Genomic DNA, 22,631 nt, shown 5'->3' with positions numbered 1-22,631 from the left:
AGGCGACGACACGTGAGCGAGCCGGTCATCGCGCCTGCCTGGCGATCAGGCAGAAGCCGCCGGCCCATCCGGATGGTCGGCCGGCAAGGGTCCCTCGAAGGGGGTGGCATAACCGCACTCCTTGCGTGGACAAACCTTTTCGGCGCCCCTGCGCTTGGTAACCTTCAGGGTCAGCACCGGCCAAGCGCAATTCGGGCAGGACTCGGCAAGCGGCGGATTCCAGACAGCATAGGAACAGTCGGGATAGGTCGAACAGGAGTAGAACAGCTTGCCGAACCGGGACTTGCGCTTGATCAGGCTGCCTTTCCCGCATTCCGGGCAGCCGACCCCGGTGTCCTCAGGCTTCTCCAGCGGCTCGATATGCTTGCAGGCCGGGTAGCCGCTGCAACCGATGAACTTGCCGTAACGGCCGCTCTTGATGACCAGTGGCGAATCGCACTTGGGACAGGTCCGCCCCTCGACGATTTCCGGCGCGGCCTGGGGACCATCATCCTTCAGATTGCGGGTGTATTTGCAGGTCGGATAGTTGGTGCAGCCGATGAAGCGGCCGTTCCGGCCCAGCCGGATCGACAGCTTGCTGCCACATTCCGGGCAGGCCTCGTCCATCTCCTCGTGGGTGACATCGGCACGCTTGAGGCTCTCATCCTTGTCCTCGATGAGGCTGCTGAACGGCCCCCAGAATTCCCGCATCAGCGGGATCCAGTTCTTTTCACCCCGCGACACGGCGTCCAGATCGTCCTCCAGGTGCGCCGTGAAGTTGTAGTCCACGTAGCGGGTGAAGTGCTCCGTCAGGAACTTGTTGACGATACGACCGACATCGGTGGGATGGAAGCGCTTGTTTTCCAGTTCCACATACTTGCGCTGCTGCAGCGTGGAAATGATCGAGGCATAGGTGGAGGGCCGACCGATACCGTATTCCTCCAGGGCCTTGACCAGACTGGCCTCGGTATAGCGGGGAGGTGGCTCGGTGAAATGCTGGAGGGCGGCGATATCGACCAGATCCACCACCTGCCCCTGTTTCAGCTTGGGCAGGAACCCCTCTTCTTCCTCCGCGGGCGCCGCGTCGTCACGCCCCTCCAGATAGACGGTCATGAAGCCCGGCGCCAGCACGGTCGAACCGTTGGCGCGAAAAACACCCTCGCCTGCCTGGCCACAGGCCAGGTCCACGGCGACAGTGCTGATGGTCGCATGGATCATCTGCGAAGCCACGGCCCGCTTCCAGATCAACGAATAGAGCTTGAACTGGTCCGGGCTCAGGAAGGACTTGACCTGTTCCGGCACGCGGAAGGCCGAGGTTGGACGAATGGCCTCGTGCGCCTCCTGGGCATTCTTGCTCTTGGTCTTGTACTGTGGCGGTGTCGCCGGCACGTTGTCGGCACCAAAACGCTGGGCGATCAGCTTGCGCAACTCCTGGACGGCATCATTGGCCAAGGTGACCGAATCGGTACGCATGTAGGTGATCAGGCCAACCGACTCGCCACCCAGGTCGATACCTTCGTACAGCTGCTGTGCCACCGTCATGGTGCGGCGGGTGGTGAAGCCGAGTTTCCGCGAGGCTTCCTGTTGCAGGGTCGAGGTGGTGAATGGCGCGGCAGGATTGCGCTTGCGCTCCTTTTCCTCGACCTTGCTGACGGTCAGCCTGCCCCGGGCGGCAGCCAGCAACCCATCACGGGCACCGAAGGCCTGCGTCTCCTGGGTGAGGCTGAACTGTTCGAGCTTTTCACCGCGAAGATGCGTCAGCCTGGCGGCAAAAGGCTGCCCCTCGCTGGCGGCGTCCGCCACCAGGGTCCAGTACTCCCGGCTGACGAATTGCTCGATCTCCTGCTCGCGCTCGACGATCATGCGCAAGGCCGGGCTTTGCACGCGCCCGGCCGACAGACCGCGCCGGATCTTTTTCCACAGCAGCGGCGAGAGCTTGAAGCCGACCAGGTAATCCAGCGCGCGCCGGGCCTGCTGGGCATTGATCAGATCACCGGAAAGCTGCTGCGGGTGCTCGATGGCCTCGGTCACCGCCCGCTTGGTGATCTCGTGAAAGACGACACGGTGCACGGGCTTGTCGCCCAGCAGCTTGCGCTCCTTGAGAATCTCGTGGATGTGCCAGGAAATGGCCTCCCCCTCGCGATCCGGGTCGGTGGCCAGAAACAGGGCATCAGCCTGCTTGGCCGCCTTGGCGATGGTCTGGACGTGTTTTTCGTTGCGCTCGATGAGCTCGTAGCGCATGGCAAAATCATTGTCTGGATCGACCGCGCCCTCCTTGGGCACCAGGTCACGGACATGCCCATACGAGGCGAAGACCTGGTAGTCCTTGCCGAGATACTTTTCGATGGTCTTAGCCTTGGCGGGCGATTCGACTATGACGAGATTGCGACTCATCGGTGACGGTCAATGCGTGGGAATCAGGGAAACGAAGGGCTGCAAGCCGCGCCGGCAGGCCGGTTCAGTGCAGATAGGCCGGCAGGTTGCCGTATACCAGATGCTCCATGCGGGCGAAGGCCAGCTCTTCGTCCGGCTGACTGAACAGCACCATGAGGATCATCCACTTCAGGTTCTCGAGCGTGAGCCGCTCCTCGTCGATGGCCATCACCCGGTCGATGACCAGTTCCCGGCTGGCCGGCGTGAGGATGCCGCACTGCTCGAGAAACATGATCAGACCGCGCCCCTCGGCATCCAGCCGCGCCATCTCGGCTGACGAGAACACGCGAAAGGAGGGAGAGGAAACCACCGGCGCCTCGTGCCGGTGCGTCAGGGTATCCAGCCAGTCCAGAGCCTTGGTGACTTCACCCTGGGGAAAGCCCGCTTCAAGCAGGTCGCTGCGGACGCCCTCGGCATCCGGCTGCATATCGATATCGTCGTCGAGGAATTTTTCGAAGAGGTAGATCAGAACGTCGAAAACGTTTTCTTTCATTGAGGGCTCATGCTGTTCAGAGGGCGCCAGTCCCGGTCATTCGGCCCGGATATAGGCTCCACCGGGCAGGGCATTCACCGCTCCTTGTAGCTCCAGCTCCAGCAATTCCGTGCTGATACGGTCGGCGGACAGACCCGTGGCGGCGACAAGAGTATCCACAGTCACCGGTTCATAAGCAATATATTTCAGGATGCCGGATGGCTCGCCAGCCATGGCGCCAGACTCGCCAGCGGAGCCGGGATCCGGCCGCAGGCATATCCCGGCCGGCAACTCCTCCAAGATGTCCGCCACCGTTTGCACCAGCTTGGCGCCTTGCTGGATCAAGGCGTTGCAGCCGCACGCCTGGGGGCTGTAAATCGAGCCCGGCACGGCGAACACGTCCCGCCCCTGCTCCAGCGCCAGCCGGGCAGTGATCAGGGAACCGGAACGCAGCGCCGCCTCCACCACCAGCGTGCCGTGGGACAAGCCGCTGATGATCCGGTTGCGGCGCGGAAAATTGGCCGCGAGGGGTCCCGTTCCCGGCGGATATTCACTGACGAGGGCACCGCCGCCGACCACGATCTCGGCGGCCAGCTTTGCGTGGTAGCGCGGGTAGACCTGATCGGGGCCGGTGCCGGCAACGGCCAGCGTGACGCCACCGCCGGCCAGGGCGCCCTGATGGGCCGCCGCATCGATACCGACGGCAAGGCCACTGACCACGCCGATCCCCGCCGCCGCCAGCGCCTGGGAAAGCTCGCGGGCCGCCTTGAGGCCGGCAGGCGTGGGACTGCGGCTGCCGACGACGGCCACCAATGGCCCGGCCAGCGCCGCCGCCTGCCCGGTCACGAACAGGAGCGCCGGGGGATCATCGACTTCCCGCAGCCGGGTGGGATACTCGGGATGCGCCAGGGTGAGCAGCCGCCGATCGGCCCCGGCCGCCAGCCAGGCCAGGTCGGCATCGACCCGCGCCCAGTCAGGCTTCGCCAGATAATCGATGGAACGGGCGGGAAGGTTCAGCGCTTCCCAGACCGGCCGCCCCGCCGCGAAGACCGCCCGGGGTGTGCCGAAATGCGCCAGCAGGCGGTGAAAGCGTCGGTTACCGATGAGCGGCGCCCGGTGCAGGGCCAGCCAGAAACGCAGCGCGTCGGCATCGACATCGGTGACGGCCACCATCAGGGCGCCCGGATGCTGTCCATCACGTGCAGGAAACGCTCGGCCTGCATGACCAGGGCAAAACTGACCCGGCGGTAGATCAGGAAGGCCATGAGGACGCCGGCCTTTTGCTCGGGGCCCACCAGTTTCTCGCCGAACTGCGGCCTGATCGTGTCCCGCAGCGCTTCGCCCTTCTGCCAGATTTCGAACACATCGCCGACCTGCACCCGGTCCGCCTGGCCCCGGTCGATAGCCACCACCGAGAACTGGCCGATCTGGCTGACTCCGTCCAGCACGCTGATGATATGGCCCCGGAGCCCGGCGCGGGCCGCATGCGGGTGGAAGCCGGTACCGATCTCGAGCGGCTGGGTCGGCAGGAGCCGGTCGCCGATGCGCGCCTCCCGTTGCGCCCGCTTGACCATCAAGGTTGCAGGATCGCCGGCCTGCTCCAGGACGGCATCGGCCACGTAGATCGCCTCATGCCCCAGAATGGCCCCCGTCGTACCCTCGCGATAGGCCTCCCCCGGCCGCAACACGGTGTAGTCGACCGGCCGGGGCTGGGGAATGGCGCGCACATAGAAGCGGTCACCGGGCCCGCCGATCACATGCTCCTCGGCCAGATCGACGACATAGGGCAGGCTGTCCAGGGCCTCCGCCTCGATGACCTGCGGCCGGCTCAGGAATGGGCGAATGGCATCGAGCGGTATCACCGGCACCGGATTCGCCAGCGGCGTGACACGGACATGCGGACTGAGACGTTCGCTGGCCACCCCCTGCAGGTGCAGATGGGGCGCTCCGCCACGGCCCTCGACGACAATCAGGTCGCCCGGATAGATGCGGTCCGGACGCTCGATGCCGGGATTGCCCCGCCAGACCTGCGGCCAGTCCCAGGGCCGCTGCAGGAAGCGCCCGGCGATGCTCCACAGGGTATCGCCCTCGACCACGCGGTAGGCCTCCGGGCGTTCGGGATTCCATTCGACCGCGCCAGCGCTGGACACGGCCAGCAGCCAGGCGGCCAAGCCAAAACGGCAGGCAAAGCCCTCAAGGCACGATTGCACCGTTCTCCTCCGCAACTGTCCTACCTCCCGTGCTGCTGGCCCGACCGGAACTTGCCGATGACAGCGGTCTCTCAACCCGATCGATACAAAGAAGTGGGGGATTCGTTAGAATCCCTCGCTAAATTCAGATACCTGAACAGATCCCATGCCATGGCTATCCTAACCATACTCGAGTTTCCGGACGAGCGTCTGCGGAAAAAGGCCGAACCCGTCGAAATCGTCGATGCCGGCACCCGACGGCTGATCGACGACATGTTCGAGACCATGTACGCCGCGCCCGGCATCGGCCTCGCCGCCACCCAGGTCAACGTGCAGCAGCGCATCCTGGTGCTGGACATCTCCGAGGAAAAGAACAGCCCGCAAGCCTTCATCAACCCGGAACTGATCATGAAGACGGGCGAGGAGGAATCCGACGAGGGTTGCCTTTCGGTGCCCGGTGTCTTCGAAAAGGTCAAGCGGGCCGAGAAAATACGGGTCAAGGCCCTGGACCGGGATGGCCAGCCCTTCGAGCTGGAGGCCGATGGTCTGCTGGCCGTCTGCATCCAGCATGAAATGGATCACCTCGACGGCAAACTGTTCGTCGACTACCTCTCGCCCCTCAAGCGCCAGCTGGCGCGCAAGAAGGTCAAGAAGGAGCAGCGACAGCGCGAGGCCGGGCACGAGTCGCCACGCTTGCGTGGTGTGGCGTGAGGATACTGTTTGCCGGCACCCCGGAATTCGCGGCCCCTCCCCTCAAGGCCCTCATCGCCTCCGGGCATACCCTGTGCGGCGTCTACACCCAGCCGGACCGTCCGGCAGGGCGTGGTCGCAGGCTGACCCCCAGCCCCGTCAAAGCGGTCGCGCAGGCCGCCAACCTGGCGGTGTTCCAGCCGGAAACGCTGAAGGATCCGGCGGCCCAGGACGAGCTGGCCCGCCTGGCGCCGGACCTCATGGTCGTGGTGGCCTATGGCCTGCTGCTGCCCAAGGCCGTCATCGACCTGCCCCACCTCGGCTGCGTCAACATCCATGCCTCGCTGTTGCCGCGCTGGCGCGGCGCGGCGCCCATCCAGCGCGCCGTCGAGGCCGGCGATCCGGAGACCGGCGTAACCATCATGACCATCGAGCCGCGCCTGGACGCGGGCCCCATGCTGCTCAGGAAGGCTACGCCCATCGGCACGGACGAAACCGCCGGGGAACTGCATGACCGCCTGGCCCTGCTGGGCGCCGAGGCGCTGATGGAAGCCCTGCCGCTCATCGCGTCGGGTGCCGCTGCGGCGGTGCTCCAGGACGAGACGCAGGTGACCTATGCCGCCAAGATCAGCAAGGAAGAGGCCTGCCTCGACTGGTCCCGCCCCGCGCAGGAACTGGCGCGGCAGATCCGTGCCTTCAACCCCTGGCCCGTGGCCGAAACCCGCTACGACGGCCAGACGCTGCGCATCTGGCGCGCCCGGGCCATCGATCAGGCGTCCCGGGGAGCGCCCGGCATGCTGGCGATCGTGGCCGACCGACTCGAAGTCGCCACCGGCCAGGGTACCCTGCAACTGCTGGAAATCCAGCTGCCGGGCGGCAAACGCATCAGCGCCCGGGACTTCCTCAATGCAAACCCCCGCTCCGATCTGCGACTGGGCCCATGTCCTTGAACACCCGGGGACTCGCCGCCGATCTCCTCGTCGATGTCATCGAGGGCGGCCAATCCCTCACGGCACGCCTGGAATCGACCCTCGCCCTGATACCGAACGCCAATGATCGCGCCTTTGTGCAGGCGCTCGGTTATGGCGTGCTGCGCGGCTATTTCCGGCTGACGAAGATCCTGGCACTGCTGACCCGCAAGCCGATCAAGGATGCCCGGGTGCGTACCCTGGCTCTGCTGGGCCTGTTCCAGCTGCGGGACATGCGCGTCAAGCCGCATGCGGCCGTCGGCGAGACGGTGGCGGCGGCGAGTCCCTGGGCCAGGCCCCTGCTGAACGGCATCCTGCGCAGTTACCAGCGCGAACAGGCCAGGCTCGAGGAACTGGCCGCGACAGACCTTGCCGCGGCCACGGCCCACCCGGCCTGGCTGGTCGAGTGGCTGCAACGGGACTGGCCCGAGACCTGCGCCGACCTGTTGCAGCACAACAACGAACCGGCGCCCTTGACCCTGCGCGTCAATCGCCTGCGGATTGCGCGGGACGACTACCTGGAACAACTGACCCGGCAAGGCATTCCGGCTCGCGCGGCCGGTTACTGCAGCTCGGCGCTGACGCTGGAGCAGCCATTGCCGGTCGACGCCATCCCCGGCTTCGACCAGGGCCTGGTATCGGTGCAGGATGGTGCCGCGCAGCTTGCGGCCGGCCTGATGAACCTGCGCGCCGGCCAGCGCGTGCTGGATGTCTGCGCCGCTCCCGGCGGCAAGACCGTTCACATGCTGGAAACCTGCCCCGACCTCGCGGAGCTGGTGGCCGTGGATATCGCGCCCGAGCGTCTGCAGCGGATCCGGGACAATCTGCACCGCTGCGGACTCGACGCCCGACTGATCGCCGCCGATGCCGCCCGGCCCGAGGCATGGTGGGACGGACGGCCATTCGACCGCATCCTGGTCGACGCCCCCTGCTCGGCCACCGGCGTCATCCGCCGCCATCCCGACATCAAGATTCTCCGCCAGGCAGCCGACATCGACGAACTCGCCCGCCAGCAGCAGCGCATCCTCGCAGCGGCCTGGCAGATGCTGGCGGCGGACGGGGAACTTGTCTATGCCACCTGTTCGGTCCTGCGACAGGAAAACGAACAGACCATCGCCCGCTTCCTTCGGGACCATCCCGCGGCGCGGGAACAGCCGATCACGGCCGACTGGGGCGTGGCGGTCCACCACGGGCGGCAGATATTGACGGCGAGCGAGGGCATGGACGGCTTCTACTATGCCCGGCTGAGCAAGACACCGGACACCCCATGCCGCTGAAAGTCCTGCTGCTGGCTCTGGCCGCGATGCTGGCGCTGCCGGTGGCCATGGCAGAGGAGCCCTACGGCATCTTCATCCAGAGCGCCAGCCTAAGCCGGCGCAACGACACCAGCAGCATCAGCGCGGACGTGAGTTACCGATTCAAGCCCGCCATGCTGGAGGCACTGGAAAACGGCGTGCCGCTGACGCTGCTGGTACAGTTCGCCATCCGTCGGGAGCGTCCGTTCTGGTTCGCCGAAACCATTGCCGAGGAGGAACGGCGCATCGAGCTGCGCTATCACCCCCTGGCCAAGTCTTACCAGATTGCCGACCAGGTCAGCGGCGCGGTACAGAACTTCGCCGGCCTCGCCGCCATGCTGGAAACGCTCAGCCGGCTCCGCGGCTGGCAGATCGGCGCCGACTACCGGCTGGAGCCCCGGCAGCGCTACCGTGCCTGCCTGCAACTGCGGCTGGATGTGGAATCACTGCCGCTGCCGTTGCGGGTGGTTGCCTATCTGGCACCGAACTGGCAGCTCGACAGCCCCCCGTTCGAATGGCCGCTGGAACCCTGAAACCGCCCCTGACCGTCTCCATCATCGCCCTGTTCGTGGCGATCGTGGCGTCCCTGCACCTGATGAGCTCGGCGACGCAGGACGCTTCCCGCCTGAGCGAACTGTACTCGGGACTGGTGCTGATCAACGCGCTGGCCTCGCTGCTGCTGCTGGGACTGGTGGTCGTCAACGCCGTCTGGCTGGTGCGCCAGCTGCGCAAGCGCGAGGCCGGCTCGCACCTGACGTCGCGGATGATATTCCTGTTCAGCATGCTGACCCTGGCACCGGTGTCGATCGTCTTCTACTACTCGATGCAGTTCCTCGACCGCAGCATAGACAGCTGGTTCGACGTGCGTATCGACCATGCCATGGAAGATGCCCTGCAACTCGGCCGCAACGCCCTGGACGAGCGCATGCGCAGCCTGCTCACCCAGACCGAGCGGACCGCCGAGCAGCTTGCCACCTCGCCCATCTCGCTGCTGTCGGTGCGGCTGAGCGAACTCAACGAAAGCGAGGATGCCGAACTGACGCTCTTTACCCGCCAGGGCCAGGTGATCGCGGTCAGCGGCGCGCAGACCGACAGTATCCTGCCCGACCTGCCGGAGATCGGCATCATGGTCCAGGTCCGGCAGGGCAAGCCCTATGTCGGCCTGGAACCGGCACAGCCGGAGGGCATGCAGATACGTGCCGTGGTCTCGCTGATTGGTGAGGACGCCATTTTCCTGCAGGCCATCTATCCGGTACCGCTGCGCCTGGCGGCGCTCACCGACACGGTCGAATCGGCGTATCTCCATTACAAGGAACTGACCTTCCTGCGCAACTCGCTGAAGCTGACCTTCGGCCTGACCTTGTCGCTGGTGCTGCTGCTCAGCCTGCTGGCGGCCATCTGGGCGGCCTTTCTCAGCATCCGCCGGATCATCGAGCCGGTCCGCCTGCTGGCCGTCGGCACCCGCGCGCTGGCGGAGGGCGACTACGAAATGCGCCTGCCGGTCCGGCACCGGGACGAACTGGGCTTTCTGGTCGAATCCTTCAATGCCATGACCGACAAGATCGCCCAGGCCCGGGACGAGGCCCAGCGTTCCCAGCGCGAAGTCGAGCGGCAGCACGCCTATCTGGAGACGGTGCTGGCCAACCTGTCGTCGGCGGTCATCGGGCTGGACGCCCGGCAACATCTGCAGACCGCCAACCAGGCGGCCAACAGCGTGCTGCACGCGGAATTCCACCAGTATCTCGGCTGGCCGCTGGAGGTGCTCGGCGGCGCCCACCCGCATCTTCTGCCGCTGATGGAAAAGCTGGCGCCGCACCTGAACGCTGGCGGCGAGCGGGGCTGGCGCGAGGAGATCAGCCTGATCGGCCCCGATGGTCACCAGGAACTGCTGTGTCGGGGCACGCCCCTGCTCGGCCCGGCCGGTGAAACCGTCGGCACGGTTCTGGTCATCGATGATGTCACCACCCTGATCCAAGCGCAGCGCAGCAACGCCTGGAGCGAGGTGGCGCGGCGCCTGGCGCACGAGATCAAGAATCCGCTGACGCCGATCCAGCTCTCGGCCGAACGGCTGCGGCACAAGCTGGCCAAGACCCTGCGCGATGGCGAGCTCGAAGTGCTGGAAAAATCGACGAAAACCATTGTCCAGCAGGTGGAAGCCATGAAGAGCATGGTCAACGCCTTCGCCGAGTACGCCAAGCCCGGCCATGCCCAGTTGCGCCCGGTGGCGCTGAACACCCTGATCGAGGAGGTCACCGGGCTGTATCCCTCGGCTTCCGGCATCGGCTTCGAACTGACGCTGGCCGGGGACCTGCCCGTTGTCCAGGCCGATCCCGTAAAGCTGCGGCAGGTCATGCACAACCTGATCAAGAATGCTCAGGAAGCAATGCCCCAGGGACAATCAGGTAAAATGAGAATTGCGACTCGCGCCGTCGATGCCCACGTCGAAATTTCGGTCAGCGACAACGGTCCCGGCATCCCGGTCGACCGGGCGGAGCGTATCTTCGAGCCTTACGTGACGACGAAAACCAAGGGAACCGGTCTCGGACTGGCCATCGTCAAGCGGATCATCGAGGAGCTGGGCGGCCAGATCCGCCTGGACATGACTTATTCGGACGGTGCCCGCTTCCTCATCAAACTGCCGGTGGCGCCACTCCAGGCCAAAGGTGAACACAGCGCATGAATCAAAAAACCATCCTGGTGGTCGATGACGAACCGGATATCCGCCAGCTGTTGCAGGACATCCTGGAGGACGAGGGCTACATCATCCACGCGGCCGAGAACGCCGGCACGGCCCGCACCTTGCGTCTGGAGCACCACCCCGACCTGATCCTGCTGGATATCTGGATGCCCGACGAGGACGGCATCAGCCTGCTGAAGGACTGGCTGCGCGAGGACGACCTGTGCCCGGTGGTGATGATGTCGGGTCATGCGACCGTCGAAACGGCGGTCGAGGCCACCCGCCTCGGCGCCTACGACTTCCTGGAGAAGCCGCTGTCGATGGCCAAGCTACTGGTCACCGTCGAGCGGGCGCTGGAAACCGCGCAACTGAAACGCGAAAACCTGGGACTCAAGCGGCGCATGGACGTACCGGTGGAGCCGATCGGCAAAAGCCTGGTGATGGAGCGCCTGCGCGAGCAGATCAGGCGGCTGGCCCAGCACGACGCCCGGGTACTGCTGATCGGCGAGCCGGGCTCCGGCAAGGAAACCCTGGCCCGTTACCTGCACGCCAACAGCTCCCGGCGCGAGGGCCCCTTCATCGATGTCGGCGTCGGCACCATCGCCAGCAGCAACTCGGCAGTGGAATTCTTCGGCCGCGTCGATGGCGAGACGATCCAGCATGGGCTGCTGGAGCAGGCCCACGGGGGCACGCTGTTTCTCGACGAGGTGGCACACATGGAGCCGGAAACCCAGGTGCGGCTGATGAGCGCACTGGAATCCAACTCCTTTTCCCGGGTCGGTGGGACCGAGCTGCTGCACGTCGATGTCCGCATCATCGCCTCCACCTGCAAATCGCTGGAAGAGGAAGTCCGCAGCGGCCGTTTCCGGGCCGAGCTCTACTACCTGCTGAACGTGGTCTCGCTCAAGGTGCCGTCGCTGAAGGAGCACAGCGAGGACATACCCGACCTGCTCAAGTTCTACGTCGACTATTTCGTCAGTCGCGAGAAACTGCCGTTCCGCAAGTTCCCGGTGGCGGCGCAGAACTTTCTCCGCAACTATCCCTGGCACGGCAACATCCGGGAACTCAAGAATCTGGTTCAGCGCCTGCTGATCCTCGGCAATGGCGAGGAGGTGGAACTGGAAGAGGTCAAGCTGGCGGTCGGTGAACCGGTGGTCGAATCCGCCGGCGGGCGACAGCCGTTACCCGATTTCTACAACCTGCCGTTGAAGGAGGCCCGGGAGCGTTTCGAGAAGGCCTACCTCGAATTTCACCTCGACAAGTACGCCGGCAGCGTCGCGCGGCTCTCGGCCGCCATCGGGCTGGAACGCACCCATCTCTACCGCAAGCTGAACTCGCTCGGCATCCGCTTTCGCGAGAAGCGCTAGCGGATGCTCGCCGGGGCCGGGGTCAATCCGCGTCCCGCAGGCGTACCGCCAGTACGTCGCACGGGGCGTGGTTGACCACGCTCGCGGCGGTGGAACCCAGCAGCAGCCCCAGCCCATGCCGCCCATGGGTGCCGAGGACGATGAGGTCGGCGCCGATTTCCCTGGCGATGCGGATGATCTCCAGCTTCGGGCTGCCAACCTCGACCCAGCAATGCTCGACGACGATGCCCTGCTCGCCCGCCAAGGCGTGCACGCGCTTCCTGGCCGAGGCGATCATCTGGTCGGTGAGATCAACCTCGAATGGCGAGACGGCGCCGAACGAGGTATCGACCGGTGGCAGATATTCGACGATGTGCAGCAGGTGCAGCTGGGCGCCGAACGTTCCGGCCAGCGCCGCCGCCCGCTCCAGTGCCTTGCCGCCGCCGGCCGAGAAGTCATGGGCCAGCAGAATGGTTGCGTAGGTCATCGCATCCTCCAGTGTTAATGCAGCGCGGGGAAAACGGTTGCCATGACTTTCAGGCTCAGCATGGTATAGACCAGCGACGCCACCAGTCCGGCCAGATAGGGCAGGTCCAGGGCATGCCGCAGGATATGCCCGATCACGGCGATTTCCCACAGCATGGTGGCCAGCAGCATCAGGCTGACGGTCACCTGCACCGACGGCAGCAGCAGACCGGCGGCCAACAGCGGAAGCGCGAGCGCCGTGATGAGCGCATCGCAGCCCAGCGCCGCCGTCAGCGTCTGCTGGAACCGGCCGGGATGGCGCGAGAGGCGCAGACTGGCGAAGATGAACGCCGTCAACAGGGCCAGCGCCACCAGAGTCTGCAACCCTGCCGTCGCCATGTCGACCTCCAGCAGCCCCAGCAACAGGCTGGCCAGGGCATTCAGGGCCAGCACCAGACCCAGCAGGAAACCCGACCGGGGCACGTCCTGGGGGCCAAGGCGAAACCGGCAGATATCCAGGAACAGCTTGATCAGGGGCATTGGCGAACGCGATGGCAGAGGGCTATTCGTCCGTGGCGGCTTCCAGCGCTTCCGCGGCGACCAGCCAGCGGTGCTCGGTTTCGGCGATGGCGGCCTCGATGCGGGTCCGCTCGGCCAGCAGCGATTGCAGGCTGTCCCTGGCCGAAGACAGATACAGCCCGGGATCGGCGAGCTTTTCCTCGATCGCCTGACGCTGGACCAGCCAGTGGTTCATGGCCTGTTCGGCCTTCTCGACCGCGCTCATCAGCGGTCTGAGCGCCCGCCGCCGGTCGGCGGCCTGGCGCCGCTGCGGCCTGGGCGAGGACGCATCAGCCGGCTGCGATCTCCCGGCCAGGGACAGGCGATGCTCGCCCAGCCAGCGGCGATAGTCGTCGAGATCGCCGTCGAAGGGGCTCGCCCGGCCATCGGCAATCAGCCAGAGATCATCGGCAACCGTTCGCAGCAGGTAGCGGTCGTGCGAGACCACCACCAGGGCACCCTCGTAATCCTGCAAGGCCAGGCTCAGCGCGTCCCTGGTCTGCAGATCGAGGTGATTGGTCGGCTCATCGAGCAGCAGGAGATTGGGCCGCTGGTACACCAGCAAGGCCAGAACCAGCCGGGACTTCTCGCCACCCGAAAAGGGGCCGATGGGAGCGAGCGCCTGCTCGCCGCGAAAGCCGAAACAGCCGAGGTAATTGCGCAGCTCCTTTTCGCCCGCCCGGCCATCGAGGCGCTGCAGATGCCACAGGGGACTTTCCTCCGGGCGCAACTGCTCCAGCTGGTGCTGGGCGAAATAGCCGATCCGGAGATCCTGTGCCGGCAGGCGTTCGCCGGCCTGGATCGACAACTCGCCGGCCAGGACCTTCATCAGGGTGGACTTGCCCGCGCCATTGGGGCCCAGGAGGCCGATCCGGTCGCCGGGGTTGATGGTCAGACCCACACCGTCGAGGATGACCTGCGCCCCGTAACCGGCCGCGGCCGCCTCCAGCTTGAGCAGCGGCGAGGGCGACCGTTCCGGGCGCTCGAAGCGGAATTCCAGCGCCGAATCCGCCTGCGCCAGCGCGATGAGGCGCATGCGGTCCAGGGCCTTGATGCGGCTCTGTACCTGCCGGGCCTTGGTGGCCTGGGCACGGAAGCGGTCGACGAAGCCCTGGACGCGTTGCAGTTCCCGCTGCTGCCGCTGGTAGGCCGCCTGCTGTTGCGCCAGCATCTCCGCCCGGCGCGTTTCGAAGGCGCTGTAATTGCCGGTGTGCAGGCTGACCCGGCCCTGCTCGATGTGCAGGATGTGGGTGGCGAGATCGTCCAGAAAGTCGCGGTCGTGGGACACTAGCAACAGCGTGCCGGGATAGCCGGCCAGCCAGTCCTGCAGCCAGATCACGGCATCCAGGTCGAGATGGTTGGTGGGTTCGTCCAGCAGCAGGATGTCGGACCGGCACATGAGCGCCTGGGCGACATTGAGACGTACCCGCCAGCCGCCGGAGAACTGCGATACCCGCCAGGTCTCCTGCCCCGGCGCGAAACCCAGTCCACGGAGCAGGCGCGCCGCGCGGGCCTGCGCGTCGTAGCCGCCAATCTGCTCGAAGCGGACGTGGAGTTGCGCCAGTCCGAGACCATCACCGGCCAACTCGGCTTCGCTGATTTGGTGCTGGATCGACCTGAGCTCGCGATCGCCCTCCAGCACGTAATCCAGCGCCGTATCCTCGACCGCCGGGGTTTCCTGGGCGACATGGGCGATTTCCAGGCCGGGCGGCAGACTCAGATCGCCGGCCTCGGGCTGCAGATGCCCGAGCATGAGTTCGAACAGGCTCGATTTCCCGGCACCATTGGCGCCGGTGATGCCGATCCGGTCACCCCGGTTGAGGGTGAAGCTGGCATTCTCGAACAGAACCTTGGTGCCGCGGCGCAGGGTCAGCGAGCGGGCATTGATCATGCTGGAATCCGCGAAGTCTGGCACTGGCCGGAGCCGGGATCAGGACGCCTTTTCAATGCGCTTTTCGGCTTCCTTGAAGAACTCGACGATGTCACCCTGCTTGACGGTAGCCCGGGGGATGATCAGCGCCGAATCCAGCGAGACGAAGATGAAGGCATAATTCTTGATCGCCTCGATGCGCAGGATGTCGTCCCAGCGTATGCGCGATTCGCCTTCCTTGCTCTGCTCCACCAGTTCCTTGGGCTCGATCCGCAGCGTGTAGTCGCCAAGGATGCGGGTCTTGTCCTCGTCCGTGTACAGGCGGGCAATCTTGCGCCGCGTGCTCCAGCGAATGTAGAACGGCGCCGCCAGCCCCCAAACCACCGCGGCAACGCCGATCCAGGCGGCCGTCAGCGTATCCTGGTAATAAAACCACACGACCATGGCGATCAGGATCATGAGGCCGGGTATGGTCGCCTGATGCCGGCGCAGGGTCTTTTGCAGCTTTTCGGCACTTTTCAGCTGATGATCGTTGAACGCGAGCAAATCCTTCTCGCGCAACTCGTACTGGATTTCGGTCATGGCAACGGGGGGATTGAGGAAGAAACGGCGCGCCAGTCGCTGCTGGCTTTTCAAAGCGAGTTAGTATACGCACTTCACTGGCAGATTACCGCTTCTACCGGGCGCCTGTCACCCAGGCCGCAGCCCCTCTTTACAGGAGATACCGCAATGCAAGGCCATCCCGATGTCATCACCACGCTCAATCATCTGCTGGCCGGCGAGCTGACCGCCATCGACCAGTATTTCCTCCATGGCCGGCTGTGCCGGGAATGGGGCCTGACCCGGCTCCATGAACATCTCGCCCATGAAATGCAGGAGGAACAGGGACATGCCGACGCGCTGGTACGCCGCATCCTGTTTTTCGGCGAGATCCCCAGCCTGGATCAGCGGCAACCGCTGCACATCGGGCGCGATGTGCCGGAAATCCTCGGTAACGACCTGAGCCTCGAGTACCGGGTGATTGCCGAGCTGCGGGAGGCCATCGCCCTGTGCGAAAAGGTCCGGGACTACCCGACCCGCGACCTGCTGCTGGAATTGCTCAGGGACACGGAGGAGGATCATGCCCGCTGGCTGGAAACCCAGCTGGGACTGATCGGCAAGATCGGACTGGACAACTATCTCCAGGCGCAGCTGTAGGCGTGACTGGAATCGGTTACCACGGCAGAGGGAATGACATCGGCGCCTATTGATAACCGTTCTTGTTTGCTCTAGGATGTCATCCGACTCCACCGGATGAACAAGCCATGTACGTCTGCATTTGCAAAAGCGTGACCGACAGCCAGATCAGGAAGTGCGTGCGCGATAAGGGGGTACGCAATCTACGTGGCCTGCGCCGCGAACTGGGCGCCTGCGACCAGTGTGGCAAGTGCGCACCGGAAGCCCGACAGCTGATCAGCGAGTGCGTCGACGAAACCCGGCATCATGACCGCCATCTGCTGACGGCCGCGTAACAGAACGCCTGCCGGATCGGCCGATCCGGCAGGCGTCGCGAATGGCGGAGACGAGAGAACGGCTCCGCATCGCCCCCGCAATCACATCATCGACTGCTGATAGTTCTGTTCGCCGATCCGGGCGATGAGATCGAGCTGGGTCTCGATCCAGTCGATATGTTCCTCCTCGCTTTCCAGTATCGACTGGAACAGGTCGCGACTGACGAAATCGCCGATCTGTTCACAGTAGGCGATCGCCTCCTTCAGTTCGGGAAGCGCCTCATGCTCCAAGGCGAGATCGCATTCCAGCATCTCCTTGGTATGCTCGCCGATCTTGAGCTTCCCCAGATCCTGCAGGTTCGGCAACCCCTCCAGAAAGAGGATGCGCTCGATCACCCGGTCGGCATGCTTCATCTCGTCGATGGACTCGTGGTACTCCTTCTCGTTCAGCTTGCTCAACCCCCAGTTCTTGAACATGCGGGCATGCAGAAAGTACTGGTTGATCGCGGTCAGCTCATTCGACAGGACCTTGTTGAGATGCTTGATGACTTTTTTATCGCCTTTCATCGGGATTGCCTCCGGTTGATATCCTTACGACCCAGATACAGATTATGGCAAAGCCTAACGCCTTGCTGCCCGCCGAGCAATCGCGGGGGCGGCGCCCTCGCATCGCCGGCCACCCACCAGCACCTCACCCGATGATCATCTACCTGCACGGCTTCCGTTCGGCACCGACTTCGACCAAGGCTCGGCTATTGCACACCCGCCTGCAGCAGCAGGGGCTCGGCGATCGGCTCTGGTGCGAGCAGCTGGCGGTCAGCCCACGTCAGGCCATCGACCAGGTCGAGGCCGCCATTGCCGCCCAGGATGGCAAACCCGTGCTCATCGGCAGCTCGCTGGGCGGCTACTACGCCACCTACCTGGCCGAGAAACACGACCTGCGGGCCATCCTGATCAACCCCGCCACCTATGCCGACAGGACGCTGCAACCCTGGATCGGCACCCACACCAATCTCTACACGGGCGAGACCTTCGCGTTCACCGGGCGCCACATCGAGGAACTTAAGGCGCTGGCTGTGCCGACGCTACGGCAGCCGTCACGGTTCTGGCTGATCGTGGAGACGGGCGATGAGGTGCTCGACTACCGCGAGGCGGTGTCACGCTATGCGGGTGCCCGCCAGACCGTCATCGAGGGTGGCGACCACGGCCTGCAGAGCTTCCCGCGGCTGCTCGACGAGATCCTGAGCCAGGCCGGCCTGGCATCGCAGCCGGCGGGGCAGCAACCGGACTGACGGCAAAAACCCCGGCGCCGGACAGCCCTCCATCCGGCGCGCGTACCCCCTAGCCCGCCTGGCGGCGGGCGACCCGGACAGGCCCGGAGCGGTCCAGGAAATCCTGCCACTTCTGCACGGTCAGCTTCTGCAACAGCGGCACCACGGGGTTGAGCTCGATCGGCGGGGCATCCCAATGAGCATCGTAACCGATCTGCTCCGCCTCCAGCGCCACCCCGTCCTCGGCCAGCAAGGGCTTGAACAGCAGCGGCACCGAGGCATTGAGCACCATCTGGGTCAGCCACTTGGGCGCGTTCATGGCGATCAGCGGGATCTTCACGCTGTCGAAATAGAACACGAAGAACACCCGGGTGGTGCGCTCGTCGATAGGCAGCAGGAAGCAGTAATGCTTGATGCTGTCACCGGTGTTCGACCACTGGTAGGGGTACTCGTAGCAGATTTCGATGGACCGCGTGTTGACGCGCTGACGGTTGACGAAATACTTGGAGAACTTGCCCTCGGCCATGTAGGTGTCGTAGGTCAGATAGACCCGGTCGTCATCGGCCTCGTAATGGGTCAGCTTGGCGTCGACGAAGGGCTGGTACTTCCGGTGCAGGAAGGCATGGGCGAAGTCGCAGATATTGTCGATCACCATGGAATGATGGGTCTTCCAGGTGTAGTCGACGGTGAAACCGGCCCAGGGATCGTCACGCAGCAGCTCGGGAATCTGTGGCGGCCGGAGGGTTTCCGCCTGCTCCGCATCGCCCGGGAAGATCCAGATCAGGCCATACAGCACCTGGATGGGGTAGGTGCGCAGCTGATGCTTGATCAGCGACTTGCCGAAGCTGTCGTGAGAATAGTCGGTCAGCCAGCCGTCACGGTCGAAGGACCAGCCATGGTAGGCGCAGCGCAGCTGGCACTTGTCGACGGCGCCATGACTGAGCTTGAGGTGCCGATGCGGACAGCGGTTCTGTACCGCGCCCAGGACCCCGTCCTCGCCCCGGAATACGGCGATGGAGAGGTTCCAGAAGACGATTTCCCTGACCTCGCCCTTCTTGATGGCCTGATCGTATTCGACCGCATACCAGCGCTCGGGATCGAGACCCGAGGCGCGGGCCTTCTGGCGGGTATTGCGGGCGTCCTCAAAGGTGGGCGGCGGCAAGGTCTCTCGGGTCGGGTGCAGGGCATTCCGCATGGGCGATGGTCTCCATGGCTTGGGTGATGGACAGCGCGGGACGTGCGGCGCCCCGGTCAGCGAGGCCGAATGAAGCCCCGGCGCACGAAATCCTCGTAGGCGTCCCGCACGGCATCGCGCAACGAGGTGGGACGGAATCCCAGTTCCTCGCGCGCCTTGCCGTGGTCGGCACGGCGCCGCATGCGCAGCAGGCGCACCGCCGCCGGCGTGAAGCGGCGCGGACGATTGGGGAAAACCCGGAACCAGGTCCTGTCGGCGACTTCGGCCATGGCGGCCATGACCGGCGGCGGCAGGCGCAGGCGGGGTTTGGGCTTGCCCGTGACCTCGCCGAACAGCCCCAGCAGGTCATCGACGCTGGAATAGGCCGTGCTGAAGATGTATTTCTGTCCCGAACGCCCTGCCTGCATGGCCAGCACATGCCCCTCGGCCATGTCGCGCGCGGAGACGAACTCGAATCCGCCCGGAATATAGGCTCGCAGGCGACCGTGAGCGTAGTCGACCAGCACCTGTCCGATACGCGAGGGGACGTAATCATGGGGACCGACGATGGCGCAGGAGGTGGCCACCACCACGTTCAGTCCATCGGCATGCGCCTGCAGGCAATGGTGCTCCACCAGATGCTTGGTGAAACCGTAGGGCAGATGCCGATCGAAGGGATAGAACGGCATCGCCTCGTGACTGGGCCGATCCCCCTCGTAGCCGGTGGCGCTCAGAGAACCCGAGACGACAACCTTGTCGACACCCAGCTCGAGCGCGGCATCCAGCACATGGCGAGTGCCCAGGACATTGGTATCGAACACCTCGCGCCGGTGCGCGGCATTGCCGTGGATGGTCGAGACCAGGGCGGCACAATGGTGGATACGGTCGCAACCACGCATGGCCTGGAACACCGAGCCCCGATCGCGCAGATCGCCCTCGACCCGCTCCACATCGAGCCCAGCCAGGGCACCGTTGTCGCGCCCGGGGCGCACCAGAACCCTGACCTCCTCGCCGTCGGCGAGCAGACGCCTGAGCAGGTTGGCCCCGAGATGGCCGGTCGCCCCCGTCAGCAGTATCTTGCCGTGGCCCATCGATATTTGACGCAGTCTCGCATAAGCCGTCAATGGTACCATGTCGAAATCTGCGCAACCGCCGACAATGCCACCAAGCACGGGTTTCCATGAGCCAAGACAAGCAGCCGGCCGGCCAACTGTTCGAGTACATCCTGACCCACCACCGCGGGCTGTTCGCCACCCTGGTGCTGTTGCCGATCTCCTGCCTCTACAGCAGCTACGTCTACCTGCGCAACCATATCCTGTTTCGCCTGCGTTCGGCCCCGAGCCGGCACGAGCAGCGGGTTCGGGACGTGATCCGGCAGATCGAGGACTGGCAGCAGGCCGGCGCCAGGGAACAGCTCTGCACCGCCCGCTCGGGCTGGCAGGCCATGAGCGAGATGGTGCCGAAGTACAAACTGTCGCGGCGCAACATCCGCATCGGCCTCTACGATGTCCTAGAGATCAATACCGAAAAGGGGACCGTCCGGGTCGAGCCGCTGGCCAGCATGGGACAGGTCTCGCGCACCCTGATCGCCCAGGGCTGGATCCTGCCGGTGGTGCCGGAGCTGGATGACCTCACCGTCGGCGGACTGATCATGGGCTTCGGCGTCGAGACCAGCAGCCACAAGTACGGCCTGTTCCAGTACATCTGCGAGTCCTTCGACATCGTCACCGCCGAGGGCAAACGGGTGCATTGCAGCGCCACCGAGAACAGCGAGCTGTTCCATCTGATCCCCTGGAGCCATGGCACGCTGGGTTTCCTGGTCGCCGCGGAGCTGAAGATCATTCCGGCGCGGCAATACGTCCGCGTCCACTACCAGCCGGTCACCACCCTGGACGAGCTGTGTGCGGGCTTCGACCGCGAATGCCGCAAGGTTGACGCCAACGAGTACGTCGAGGCACTGGTCTACAGCCGCGATACCGGCGTCATCATGACCGGGACGCTGACCGACACGCCGGGGCAGGAGGGTCCGGTCAACCGCATCGGCCGCTGGTACCAGCCCTGGTTCTACAAACATGTCGAGAGCCTGCTCAAGGCCGGCCGGCCGGTGGTCGAGTACGTTCCCCTGCGCGATTATCTGCACCGCCACACCCGGAGCTATTTCTGGGCAATGGAGGAGATCATCCCGTTCGGCAATCATCCGCTGTTCCGCTGGCTGCTGGGCTGGGCGCTGCCGCCGCGCATCGAACTGCTGAAATACACCGAGACCGAGACCACCCGCCGGCTGCGCGAAAAGCATCATGTGGTACAGGACATGCTGATGCCGATGGCCTGGCTGAAACAGTCCATCGAATACTTCGACGAGCACTTCGACATCTACCCGCTGTGGCTCTCGCCGATGGCAATCTTCGACAATCCCCGGCACTTGGGGCTGGTCCACCCGTATCGGGACGCCCGAGGCAAGGTCGACGAAATGTACGTGGACATCGGCGCCTATGGCACAGCGAAAAAGGCTGGCTTCGACGGCCGCACCGCCCTGCCCTTGCTGGAGCGCTTCGTCATCGAGCACCACGGCTACCAGGCGCTCTACGCCAAGACCCTGCTGAGTGAAACCGATTTCCGCCGCATGTTCGACCACAGCGCCTACGACCACCTGCGGGAGCAGCTGCCCTATTGCAAGCAGGCCTTCGGCGAGATTTACGACAAGGTTTCCGCCCGCGGACGCATTTCTCCGGTGGAAATGCGCAAGCTCAGGTCACGCGACGCCGGCGCATCGCCAGGCTAGAACGGCACAACGCCCATCCTGACCATCCGGGCGCGGTATCGGGGAGGCATGCCGCCCATACGGCAAGGCGGCAGTGGCGGCACCGTCGGCCGGGGCTTGATCGTCGCCCACCATCATGGTTACACTGTAACCACTGTCAACCAGTCCATGCGACTTACCTGAACAACATCCACGGGCCATGGCGTCCGTGAACCGAACGGTACCCAGCGCGAAACCGACGTGGCAATCGCCGCCCGGCGACGGTGGGTTCCTGGCCTGTCAGCCGAGAGGCTGATTCTCCCCGGCAATCCTGGCACCTGACACCGCAAACGGGATCGGCCTCCACCGAAGACCGTTTCGCGTGGGCGCGAGATTGCTCAACCCGTGATGAAACCATGCAACCCATGGCTCATGACAACCTATGATCGAGGTGAAAAATGATCAAAAAGCTCTTGTTTGCGACAACCTTGCTGGCTTCCGGCGAGACCATGGCCTACCAGGCCGTGGGCCATGCCTCCTGGTACGGTCCCGGTTTCGATGGCCACAAGACCGCCTCCGGGAAACGCTTCAGCCGGCATGCGCTGACCGCGGCGCACAAGTCCCTGCCCCTGAACTCCCATGTGCGGGTGACCAATCTGGCCAACAACGAATCCGTCGTCGTCGAGATCAATGACCGTGGGCCCTTTTCGCGCGGCCGCCTGATCGATCTTTCCCAGGCGGCTGCCCGCGCCATCGGCCTCCGCGGTATCGGCAAGGTAGAAGTCACCGCCCTGGACTGAGGCACACTCGGCGGACGCTCCTCGCCTCCGGCGAGCAGCGACAGGACCGTCAAGCCACGTAGATAGAGGAATTGGCGAAAGGAACAGGAGCCGCCACGGCACTCCGGAATCGCCAGCAATGTCACCAATCCCCCTATCCACTTAACTTCCCCCTCCGGATCGGGCGAGCCCGGATAGCCCCGCCCGATCCTTCCGCGGTCACCTGCGGGACGCT

Annotated in this window: 22 protein-coding genes; 11 read left to right on the top strand and 11 right to left on the bottom strand. The window is 64.8% G+C overall.

What is annotated here, in order from left to right; translation table 11 throughout:
• Positions 1-45: 45 nt before the first annotated feature.
• From topA to ACYQ1H_RS08235, 4 genes are all read right to left on the bottom strand, one after another.
• Entirely contained in the window at positions 46-2,373 is a 2,328-nt protein-coding gene (gene topA / locus ACYQ1H_RS08250) for a type I DNA topoisomerase (protein ID WP_460027572.1), read from the bottom strand.
• A 64-nt stretch (positions 2,374-2,437) separates the two neighbouring features.
• Positions 2,438-2,905 carry a Smg family protein gene (locus ACYQ1H_RS08245; RefSeq protein ID WP_460027571.1) on the bottom strand — a complete coding sequence of 156 codons (468 nt, stop codon included), beginning with the start codon at positions 2,903-2,905 and terminating at the stop codon, positions 2,438-2,440.
• Between the two features lie 36 nt (positions 2,906-2,941).
• Entirely contained in the window at positions 2,942-4,057 is a 1,116-nt protein-coding gene (gene dprA, locus ACYQ1H_RS08240) for a DNA-processing protein DprA (RefSeq protein WP_460027570.1), read from the bottom strand.
• Positions 4,057-5,094 (bottom strand): LysM peptidoglycan-binding domain-containing protein, encoded by a 1,038-nt coding sequence (locus ACYQ1H_RS08235; protein WP_460027569.1) that lies wholly within the window; start codon positions 5,092-5,094, stop codon positions 4,057-4,059. The genes dprA and ACYQ1H_RS08235 overlap by 1 nt, the downstream gene beginning before the upstream one ends.
• A gap of 150 nt (positions 5,095-5,244) precedes the next feature.
• Here ACYQ1H_RS08235 and def point away from each other — a divergent pair, with 150 nt between their 5' ends.
• The 6 genes from def to ACYQ1H_RS08205 are packed head-to-tail and all read left to right on the top strand — an operon-like array spanning position 5,245 to position 12,070.
• Entirely contained in the window at positions 5,245-5,784 is a 540-nt protein-coding gene (def, locus tag ACYQ1H_RS08230) for a peptide deformylase (RefSeq protein WP_460027568.1), read from the top strand.
• Positions 5,781-6,713, top strand: a complete 933-nt coding sequence (gene fmt / locus ACYQ1H_RS08225; RefSeq protein ID WP_460027567.1) for a methionyl-tRNA formyltransferase — start codon at positions 5,781-5,783, stop codon at positions 6,711-6,713. The genes def and fmt overlap by 4 nt, the downstream gene beginning before the upstream one ends.
• Complete coding sequence (gene rsmB / locus ACYQ1H_RS08220) at positions 6,704-8,008, top strand: 16S rRNA (cytosine(967)-C(5))-methyltransferase RsmB (protein ID WP_460027566.1); 1,305 nt, start codon at positions 6,704-6,706, stop codon at positions 8,006-8,008. The genes fmt and rsmB overlap by 10 nt, the downstream gene beginning before the upstream one ends.
• Positions 7,999-8,559 carry a DUF4390 domain-containing protein gene (locus ACYQ1H_RS08215; protein ID WP_460027565.1) on the top strand — a complete coding sequence of 187 codons (561 nt, stop codon included), beginning with the start codon at positions 7,999-8,001 and terminating at the stop codon, positions 8,557-8,559. Before rsmB ends, ACYQ1H_RS08215 begins: the two co-directional genes overlap by 10 nt.
• Positions 8,541-10,706 (top strand): sensor histidine kinase, encoded by a 2,166-nt coding sequence (locus tag ACYQ1H_RS08210; RefSeq protein WP_460027564.1) that lies wholly within the window; start codon positions 8,541-8,543, stop codon positions 10,704-10,706. The genes ACYQ1H_RS08215 and ACYQ1H_RS08210 overlap by 19 nt, the downstream gene beginning before the upstream one ends.
• A complete protein-coding gene (locus ACYQ1H_RS08205) occupies positions 10,703-12,070 on the top strand; it encodes a sigma-54-dependent transcriptional regulator (protein WP_460027563.1) in 1,368 nt (455 codons plus the stop codon). The genes ACYQ1H_RS08210 and ACYQ1H_RS08205 overlap by 4 nt, the downstream gene beginning before the upstream one ends.
• Before the next feature lie 22 nt (positions 12,071-12,092).
• On the opposite strand, the gene ACYQ1H_RS08200 is transcribed toward ACYQ1H_RS08205, so the two are convergent.
• The 4 genes from ACYQ1H_RS08200 to ACYQ1H_RS08185 are packed head-to-tail and all read right to left on the bottom strand — an operon-like array spanning position 12,093 to position 15,578.
• Complete coding sequence (locus ACYQ1H_RS08200) at positions 12,093-12,536, bottom strand: universal stress protein (protein ID WP_460027562.1); 444 nt, start codon at positions 12,534-12,536, stop codon at positions 12,093-12,095.
• A gap of 14 nt (positions 12,537-12,550) precedes the next feature.
• On the bottom strand, positions 12,551-13,054 hold the full coding sequence (locus ACYQ1H_RS08195) for a hypothetical protein (protein ID WP_460027561.1): 504 nt from the start codon (positions 13,052-13,054) through the stop codon (positions 12,551-12,553).
• 22 nt (positions 13,055-13,076) lie between these two features.
• Complete coding sequence (locus ACYQ1H_RS08190) at positions 13,077-14,963, bottom strand: ABC-F family ATP-binding cassette domain-containing protein (protein WP_460027560.1); 1,887 nt, start codon at positions 14,961-14,963, stop codon at positions 13,077-13,079.
• A gap of 39 nt (positions 14,964-15,002) precedes the next feature.
• Positions 15,003-15,578: a YcxB family protein gene (locus ACYQ1H_RS08185; protein ID WP_460027559.1), complete on the bottom strand. Its 576-nt coding sequence runs from the start codon at positions 15,576-15,578 to the stop codon at positions 15,003-15,005.
• Between the two features lie 93 nt (positions 15,579-15,671).
• Between ACYQ1H_RS08185 and bfr (ACYQ1H_RS08180) the strand changes: the two genes are divergently transcribed.
• Entirely contained in the window at positions 15,672-16,139 is a 468-nt protein-coding gene (gene bfr / locus ACYQ1H_RS08180) for a bacterioferritin (protein ID WP_460027558.1), read from the top strand.
• Positions 16,140-16,246: 107 nt separating this feature from the next.
• A complete protein-coding gene (locus tag ACYQ1H_RS08175) occupies positions 16,247-16,453 on the top strand; it encodes a (2Fe-2S)-binding protein (protein ID WP_460027557.1) in 207 nt (68 codons plus the stop codon).
• Between the two features lie 81 nt (positions 16,454-16,534).
• On the opposite strand, the gene bfr (ACYQ1H_RS08170) is transcribed toward ACYQ1H_RS08175, so the two are convergent.
• Positions 16,535-16,999: a bacterioferritin gene (gene bfr / locus ACYQ1H_RS08170; RefSeq protein ID WP_460027556.1), complete on the bottom strand. Its 465-nt coding sequence runs from the start codon at positions 16,997-16,999 to the stop codon at positions 16,535-16,537.
• A 131-nt stretch (positions 17,000-17,130) separates the two neighbouring features.
• Between bfr (ACYQ1H_RS08170) and ACYQ1H_RS08165 the strand changes: the two genes are divergently transcribed.
• Positions 17,131-17,724: a YqiA/YcfP family alpha/beta fold hydrolase gene (locus ACYQ1H_RS08165; RefSeq protein ID WP_460027555.1), complete on the top strand. Its 594-nt coding sequence runs from the start codon at positions 17,131-17,133 to the stop codon at positions 17,722-17,724.
• Between the two features lie 49 nt (positions 17,725-17,773).
• Here ACYQ1H_RS08165 and ACYQ1H_RS08160 read toward each other — a convergent pair whose 3' ends face one another.
• Together ACYQ1H_RS08160 and ACYQ1H_RS08155 are read right to left on the bottom strand one after the other, a co-directional pair.
• Complete coding sequence (locus ACYQ1H_RS08160) at positions 17,774-18,898, bottom strand: Rieske 2Fe-2S domain-containing protein (protein WP_460027554.1); 1,125 nt, start codon at positions 18,896-18,898, stop codon at positions 17,774-17,776.
• A gap of 56 nt (positions 18,899-18,954) precedes the next feature.
• Positions 18,955-19,968 carry an NAD-dependent epimerase/dehydratase family protein gene (locus tag ACYQ1H_RS08155; protein ID WP_460027553.1) on the bottom strand — a complete coding sequence of 338 codons (1,014 nt, stop codon included), beginning with the start codon at positions 19,966-19,968 and terminating at the stop codon, positions 18,955-18,957.
• An 89-nt stretch (positions 19,969-20,057) separates the two neighbouring features.
• Between ACYQ1H_RS08155 and ACYQ1H_RS08150 the strand changes: the two genes are divergently transcribed.
• Both ACYQ1H_RS08150 and ACYQ1H_RS08145 read left to right on the top strand, forming a co-directional pair.
• Positions 20,058-21,659: an FAD-binding protein gene (locus ACYQ1H_RS08150; protein WP_460027552.1), complete on the top strand. Its 1,602-nt coding sequence runs from the start codon at positions 20,058-20,060 to the stop codon at positions 21,657-21,659.
• A gap of 416 nt (positions 21,660-22,075) precedes the next feature.
• Complete coding sequence (locus tag ACYQ1H_RS08145; RefSeq protein WP_460027551.1) at positions 22,076-22,417, top strand: septal ring lytic transglycosylase RlpA family protein; 342 nt, start codon at positions 22,076-22,078, stop codon at positions 22,415-22,417.
• Positions 22,418-22,631 lie beyond the last annotated feature (214 nt).

The sequence above is a fragment of the Methyloparacoccus murrellii genome (assembly GCF_054657115.1).
Note: the sequence above shows the minus strand (reverse complement) of the source record. Positions and strands in the feature narration are given on the sequence as shown.